Source organism: Desulfothermus sp., assembly GCF_053993635.1.
Genome location: NZ_JBMYBT010000139.1, coordinates 1 through 6,782, shown reverse-complemented (window position 1 = coordinate 6,782; position 6,782 = coordinate 1). Strand labels below are relative to the sequence as shown.

The 6,782-nt window shown below is 37.0% G+C and carries 5 protein-coding genes and 1 pseudogene; all 6 read right to left on the bottom strand.

The features are described 5' to 3' along the window. Window positions 1-21 precede the first annotated feature (21 nt). On the bottom strand, window positions 22-1,491 hold the full coding sequence (gene gatA, locus ACY2V1_RS10480; protein WP_461834745.1) for an Asp-tRNA(Asn)/Glu-tRNA(Gln) amidotransferase subunit GatA: 1,470 nt from the start codon (window positions 1,489-1,491) through the stop codon (window positions 22-24). A gap of 19 nt (window positions 1,492-1,510) precedes the next feature. Next, window positions 1,511-1,798 (bottom strand): Asp-tRNA(Asn)/Glu-tRNA(Gln) amidotransferase subunit GatC, encoded by a 288-nt coding sequence (gene gatC / locus ACY2V1_RS10475; protein WP_461834744.1) that lies wholly within the window; start codon window positions 1,796-1,798, stop codon window positions 1,511-1,513. A gap of 27 nt (window positions 1,799-1,825) precedes the next feature. Continuing rightward, on the bottom strand, window positions 1,826-3,649 hold the full coding sequence (locus ACY2V1_RS10470) for a type 1 periplasmic-binding domain-containing protein (protein ID WP_461834743.1): 1,824 nt from the start codon (window positions 3,647-3,649) through the stop codon (window positions 1,826-1,828). A 119-nt stretch (window positions 3,650-3,768) separates the two neighbouring features. Continuing rightward, entirely contained in the window at window positions 3,769-5,691 is a 1,923-nt protein-coding gene (dnaK, locus tag ACY2V1_RS10465) for a molecular chaperone DnaK (RefSeq protein ID WP_461834742.1), read from the bottom strand. A 71-nt stretch (window positions 5,692-5,762) separates the two neighbouring features. Beyond that, window positions 5,763-6,359, bottom strand: coding sequence for a nucleotide exchange factor GrpE (gene grpE, locus ACY2V1_RS10460; protein ID WP_461834741.1), 597 nt, complete (start codon window positions 6,357-6,359; stop codon window positions 5,763-5,765). A gap of 66 nt (window positions 6,360-6,425) precedes the next feature. Beyond that, a pseudogene (locus tag ACY2V1_RS10455) lies at window positions 6,426-6,782 on the bottom strand (hypothetical protein); the annotation flags it as partial.

The following is a 6,782-nucleotide window of genomic DNA, read 5'->3' as shown; positions in this document are numbered from 1 at the left end:
CTAACATCAACTCATAATTCATTAACTTTTTAGACCAAAGGGTTCAGGCAAAGGATCAAGTTCTCCCTCAACTCTGTCCGCAATTCCCAACAGAATATCTTCTCTAAATGGCGGAGCAATAAATTGAAGCCCAACTGGGAGTTTTAGGTTATCCCCAAGTCCCACAGGAATGGAAATACCAGGCAGTCCACTTAAATTAAGTGGAGTTGTAAAGATGTCTGCAAGATACATGGTCAAAGGATCATGGATTTTTTCTTTTAATTTAAATGGAAGTGTTGGTGATACTGGGGTTAGTATCACATCACAATTGGAAAAGGCATCTAAAAAGTCCTGTCTAATTAATCTCCTTACCTGGGCCGCCTTTTTATAATAGGCATCATAATATCCTGCAGATAAGACATAAGTACCTAAAATAATACGCCTTTGAACTTCAAATCCAAACCCTTCACTACGTGTTTTTACATACATATCAATTAATTCTTCTGCGTCCTTTGTCCTATATCCATATCTCACCCCGTCATATCTGGCGAGATTTGAGCTGGCTTCTGCCATTACAATTATGTAATAAGTGGCAACTGCATATTTGGTATGGGGAAGGGAGATCTCAGTGAGTTCTGCCCCTAATTCCTTTAAAAGCCTGAAAAATTCTTCTGATTTCTTTTGAATATCAGGATCTAGCCCTTCTTGCCAATATTCCTTTGGCAGACCAATCTTTATTGACTTTAGGTCCTTGTATTTTTCCATCTCCTGCAAATAATCTGGCACTGGATTTGGAGATGATGTGGAATCTTTTTTATCTTTTCCAGCAATCACAGATAGCATGAGGGCGGCATCTTTTACTGTCCTGGTAATTGGACCTGCCTGGTCTAAAGAAGACCCATAGGCAATCAGGCCAAATCTAGATACCCTGCCATAAGTTGGTTTTAACCCCACAACTCCGCAAAATGCAGCAGGTTGTCTAATAGACCCACCAGTATCGGTTCCAATTGAAATCGGGGATTGAGATGCAGCAGTAGAAGATGCTGATCCTCCACTGGAGCCACCTGGAACCCTATCTAAGTCCCACGGATTTTTTGTTGGCTTAAATGCTGAATTTTCAGTGGATGACCCCATTGCAAATTCGTCCATGTTGGATTTAGCAATAATGATCCCACCTTGCTCTTTTATTCTCCTAACTACCTCAGCGTCATAAAAAGGGATAAAATTCTCCAACATCTTTGACGCACAAGTAGAAGGAATACCTTTAGTTGTTAAAACATCTTTTATAATTATTGGTATTCCCCAGAGTTTTTTAGATTGATCAGGGCCATTTTTATCCATCTCCCTTGCAATCTCAAGGGCCTCATCTTTATTTATATACAAGAGAGCATCAATTTTTCCTTCAGTCTCTTCAATCCTTTTAAAGTATGAATTCACTACTTCTTCAACCTTGATCTCCCCATTTAAAATCATATCTCTGATTTTGATTCCAGAATATTTTCTAACATCCATAGATATATCTCCTCTTTCTTTAGCTAACTACCTTTGGTACGATAAAGTGTTCCCCATCTTCCTCTGGCGCATTTTTTAATACATCTTCCCTTGTAAATTCAGAATAGACCTCATCTTCCCTATATGGGGTAGGATGTTCAACTGGTGAATACATGGGTTTTACATCAGACGTATCCACTTCTGATAATTGTTCCATATAATCTAAAACCTGGCTAAGTTGTTTTGAAAAAAGTTCCACCCTATCATTATCTAGATGTAACCTTGCTAAATAGGCTATATTTTTGACCTGTTCCTTTGATATCTTCATATAACTCTCCTGGTTTAAGATAGATTTTTAATACACCCTCAAAACAAACATATGTTGAGTAGCAATTCCCTTTTCATTCCACTTAATTGGCCCAATTGTCCACTTAAATTCTGGGTTATTTAAAATAGAATCAATATGTTGCCCATTTTCCAGTTGTCCCTTAAGATATGCTGCATACCTAAAAAAGTCATACCCAAGGCATATCCAGAAGTTAACATCCTTTTTACTTAAATCAAACACTATTTTTTTCAAATTAATTAGCTGGTTATTATTGTTATCCTCTATCCAGGGAGATGGATAATATGCCCTTTTAAACATGGAGATTTCCAGAGAAGTAAATTCTGGTTTAAAGCTACCCCACAGGGCTGGCCCTAAAAAATATAAATCAGATGCATTATAATAAAAAAAGTTTGGAATTATTATCCTGGCATTTTCAAGGGAATCAGGGATAAAAACAGCGGAAAAATCTATATCTGGTTTAAACTCTTTTATCTTTTCATCGTCCTTATCTTCAAACAGATCTTTTGGCACATCTAACAAATTACCTACTTTTTTTTGCCAATCCCTTGTGTTTTTGGGGTGATACCATGATATCCGTAAGACTTTAGCCCCACGTAATTGAGCCTCATCAAAAAATTTCTCTCCTAGTCTCCTGCCATAATCTGACCTTGGATAAAAAATAGCAAAAGAATCTATTTGGAGCTTATCCATACAAAACTTAATTAACTCAGTGACCTGGTCCTTATGGGATGGGAAAAATCTAAAACCGTCCACACCTTCGTTTGGAATATAAGACCTAAATGCAAATAAATGGACTTTTTTTGGAAGATCTGTTTTCAATATCTCATTAAAAGTCTCCAGCTTAATAATACCGCCTACAATTAAATCCTTTCTTGCGACCTCTTTTAATCTATCTATCCAGTCCCTTGCATCTGAATTTAAAATAACTACTTTTGCTTCAACACCACTCGCTTCCATCTCATAAATACCTGCCTCAACCCCACTCAAAATCCCATAGGAAACTTGCTCATATAAAGGATCAAAGGGTAAGATCAAAACAAGTTCTATCCTGGGTATGCCATTTTTTTCAATAAGTGTTTTAAATTCATCCAAAAATAACTCTTTTAACAGGGAATTATTGTTTAAAATATTCTGGAGCAAAACATAAGATTTGGACCAAGATATCTTTTTTGAGGAGAAAAGGCACAAAATCTTTGCCCACATTATTAAACTATCTGGAAGTTTTGCTGGATCTAGATTTTCTAAATCATATTTTGTTGCAATATTCTCCTCTAATATGCTCTTGTACAGAGCATTTAAAATATCACATTGTTCCCTTGAATTAAATGTGTTGTAATAATTATCAAAAATAGCTCTTCCATTATTTATGTCTTTGTCTTTTAAATATGAGAGATCCAATAAAATAAAGCTGTTTTTTCTAATAGTTAAAGGGAGATCTTTTTTGATTAAGTCTATTAAATATTGGCAATATTTTTGTTTTTCATTTTTTAAATCTAAATAAGTCAAATAATATTTATGAAACTCCCATTTTTTTAGGTATTCTGGATCAATTGATTTCCATTTATCCAAATATAATTTGGCATTAACTAAATTCTTAGTCTGGAGAGAACACTTAATAATCCTTTGTATCAAGGTAAGTTCCCTTTGTTTGGGAGCAAGATGGCTATAAAGGGCCTTTTCATAATTTTCACAGGCAGGTATATACTCCCCTTTTTCCCAGAGATAATCTCCAATCTCCAATGGAGATTTTGGAACCATCTTAATTTGTCTTTTAGGGCCACAACCTATAAAAAGAACCAGAAAAATACAAAATAATACATAGTTTCTCATGTGTTAAACCTCTTGATCTTAAGTTTGTCGCGTTGACAAACCTTAAATAAAAAAGCCTGGGCTTTATTTTAAGCCCAGGCTCAAGATTAGAGGAGGGGGAATGTTTATGTCAAGCACACTTATTTTTGTTCAGTGTATTCAGCATCTACCACGTCATCATCCTGGTTTGGATTGCCTGCTTGTGTGTTAGATGCACCTGCTTGTGCGCCTGAATCCGCTCCACCTGCTTGTGCTCCTGCTTGTTGCTGCTGATATAATAACTCAGCCAATCTATGGGATGCCTGAGTCAAACCATCCATTGCATTTTTAATTGCCTGTTCGTCTTCACCATCCATTACTTTCTTTAGCTCTTCTATCTTTTGCTCTAACTCGGCCTTCAAGGCACTGTCTACTTTATCACCAAGGTCCCTCATGGACTTTTCAGTTGAGTAAATCAAAGTATCTGCCTGGTTTCTTAAGTCAATCAAACGTTTTCTCTTTTCATCTTCGGCCTTGTGGGCCTCTGCTTCTTTAATGATCCTCTGTATCTCTTCCTCTGATAGACCACTTGATGGCTGGATCCTAATAGACTGTTCTTTACCAGTTCCAAGGTCCTTTGCAGAAACATTCACAATACCATTTGCGTCTATGTCAAAGGTAACCTCAATCTGAGGAACTCCCCTTGGTGCAGGAGGAATCCCAACTAAATCGAACCTCCCCAAACTCATATTGTCCTTTGCAAGGGGTCTTTCTCCCTGAAGTACATGGATAGATACTGAAGTCTGGTTATCAGCAGCAGTTGTAAATATCTGACTCTTTCTCGTTGGAATAGTAGTATTTTTCTCAATTAGTTTAGTAAATACCCCACCTAATGTCTCAATACCTAGAGAGAGTGGAGTTACGTCTAAGAGTAATACATCTTTTACATCTCCTGAGAGAATACCACCTTGAATAGCTGCACCCATTGCAACTACTTCGTCAGGATTTACACCTTTATGGGGCTCTTTTCCAAAAAACTCTTTTACTTTCTTCTGTACAAGAGGCATTCTGGTCATACCACCAACTAAGATAACTTCATCTATATCATTTACTGTGAGTCCAGCATCTGCCAATGCCTGTTTACATGGTCCTAATGTCCTGTCTACAAGATGTTCTGTAAGTGCCTCTAACCTTGCCCTACTGATTTTCATATTCAGGTGCTTTGGACCGCTTTGATCCGCAGTTATAAATGGCAGATTAATATCAGTCTCCAGGGCGGTTGAAAGCTCTTTCTTGGCCTTTTCCGCTGCCTCTTTAAGCCTCTGTAAGGCCATTGTATCATTGCTCAAATCAATTCCTGTCTCTTTCTTAAACTCTTCAATTATGTAATTTAAAAGTGCCTGGTCAAAGTCTTCACCACCGAGGAAGGTATCGCCGTTTGTGGCCTTTACCTCAACAACATTATCACCAACTTCGAGAATTGAGATATCGAATGTACCACCACCTAAGTCATAAACAGCTATTTTTTGATTGACATTTTTATCAAAGCCATATGCAAGGGATGCAGCTGTTGGCTCGTTTATTATCCTCTTTACTTCAAGCCCTGCAATTCTTCCTGCATCCTTTGTAGCCTGTCTCTGGGCATCATTAAAGTATGCAGGAACAGTTATAACTGCTTCTTTTACTGGTTCGCCCAAATAACTCTCTGCATCTTCTTTTAATTTCCTCAAAATCATTGCAGAGATCTCTGGAGGGCTATATTTTTTCCCTTCAATCTCAACATATGCATCGTTATTTGGTCCAGGAACTATATTATAAGGACACCTTTCTTTCCATTTTTTCACCTCTTCTGAATCATAACTACGTCCCATAAGTCTTTTTATGGCAAACACAGTCCTTTTGGGATTAGTAACTGCCTGCCTCTTTGCTAACTCACCAACTAATCTCTCTTTATCAGTAAACGCAACAATGGATGGAGTAGTCCTCCCTCCTTCAGGATTGGGAATACATTTTGGCTCCTTTCCTTCCATTACATAAACACAACTATTTGTGGTTCCAAGATCTATTCCTATTATTTTTGCCATATTCTTATCCTCCTAATTTCCTAGATTTTCTTTACATAAAAAATAAGCTCATTTTTAATCTTGTAAAGGGTCTAATTATTATTTTCCTGTTTTTTGCTCACCATTACCTTTGCAGGTCTAAGTACCCTGTCCTTTATCTTATATCCCTTTTGCATAACAGTAGACACCATACCAGGTTCCATGTCTTCTCTTTCCTGCTGTGCCATGGCCTCGTGATAATTGGGATCAAAGGGTTCTCCAATTTCAGTTTTAATCTGCTCTAACCCATGATTTTTCAGGGTATTTAGTAAAATATTTAAAGTCATTTCTATACCTTCAACAATGTCCTTACACGCCTCTACATTTTTCGCATGCTCTAGACCCAGCTCAAGGTTGTCTATAACTGGAACTATGTCTTCTAAGACCTTTTCAGTTGCATATTTACAAAAATTCTCTTTTTCCCTTTCCATGCGCTTTCTAAAATTATCTGCATCTGCCTTTACCCTGAGCATCTCCTGTTCCATTTCTTGTTTTACTGGACACTCAGGACAAATTTTCTCTTTGCAGAGTTCTTTTAATTTTTCTATATCTATATTATCTTCTTTTCCCTTGGTTGGTTTTTCTTGCTCTACCTCATTCTTTTGTTCTTGCTCACAAGTTACCTGTTCTTGTTTTTTTTCATCACTCATCCACTACACCTCCACAAATTATTTTTTGAAAATTCAGACTTGAAATAAATAAGAGAAGGTTGGCTACTATAGCCTGGCCTCAAGTATCTTACTAAGCATTTTGGCCATATAGTCAACCATGGGAATTAATTTTGAATATTCCATGTGAATGGGACCAATGGTGCCGATTATTCCTAAAGGTTCACCATAGACTCCATAAGGGGAAGAAATTATTGACCATTCACCCAGGTCAGGATCAAAGAGTTCATTTCCAAAAAGAATGAAAATTCCTTTTCCTTCCTCTATTTTATCTAAAATCTTTAAAAATTCTGATCTTTTTTCTATGTATTCCAAAAGAGATTTCATCCGCTCTACATCTTTTGGATCTATACTGCCAATAACCTTATGTGCACCTTCAACAAATATCTCCCGCTCATCTTCGGC

Coding starts and splice junctions, on each gene's coding strand:
- grpE (WP_461834741.1), bottom strand. CDS start 6,359: ATGAGTGATGAAAAAAAACAAGAACAGGTAACTTGTGAGCAAGAACAA.
- ACY2V1_RS10470 (WP_461834743.1), bottom strand. CDS start 3,649: ATGAGAAACTATGTATTATTTTGTATTTTTCTGGTTCTTTTTATAGGT.
- gatA (WP_461834745.1), bottom strand. CDS start 1,491: ATGGATGTTAGAAAATATTCTGGAATCAAAATCAGAGATATGATTTTA.
- gatC (WP_461834744.1), bottom strand. CDS start 1,798: ATGAAGATATCAAAGGAACAGGTCAAAAATATAGCCTATTTAGCAAGG.
- dnaK (WP_461834742.1), bottom strand. CDS start 5,691: ATGGCAAAAATAATAGGAATAGATCTTGGAACCACAAATAGTTGTGTT.